Here is a 529-nt window from a genome sequence, read left to right as displayed (position 1 = left end):
CTGACGGCGTCAAACGCGGTGGTGCGTACGGTCATCACTTTAAGCGCATCGTCGCTTTTCACCGTGGCGATGGCGTTGCCCGCGTAGATCGAGCGCTTGAAGGTATCCGCGCTTTCCACCGCAATCACGTCAGACAGCTGGCTAACATCTTTCAACGCGGCCAAGCGCGGCAGGACGTTTTTGCCCGTGGTAGAGGCGCTGGCCAATACGTGGGTGTAGTCGCCGGCCAGCTCGACCAGCAAGGCGCCCATGGGCTCGGCGAGCTGGTGGGCGTAGACGACATTATCCGCCACGCGCACTTTGTTGACGCCGTCCAGCTTGACGGCCGCGTCGGCGGCGGCTTGAACGCCTTCCCCCGCGATCAGTACGTCAATATCGCCACCGATCGCGTGTGCCGCGGCCACAACGTGGGCGGTTGCGCCCGCCAACTGGCCTTCATGAAGGTCGGCAAGTACCAGAATGCTCATGCGTTCGACTCCTCTTAAAGCACCTTGGCTTCGTTTTTAAGTTTATCGATCAGTTCGTCCAC

At 60.7% G+C, this 529-nt stretch carries 1 pseudogene; it reads right to left on the bottom strand.

The annotated features are described in order from the left end of the window. Positions 1-467 (bottom strand): annotated as a pseudogene (locus INT33_RS21040) (electron transfer flavoprotein subunit alpha/FixB family protein); the annotation flags it as partial. Positions 468-529 lie beyond the last annotated feature (62 nt).

It is taken from the genome of Halomonas colorata, from assembly GCF_014897985.1.
Taxonomy (GTDB): Bacteria; Pseudomonadota; Gammaproteobacteria; order Pseudomonadales; family Halomonadaceae; genus Vreelandella; species Vreelandella colorata.
The sequence above is the reverse complement of the archived record's forward strand: the minus strand, read 5'-3'. Positions and strand labels throughout refer to the sequence as shown.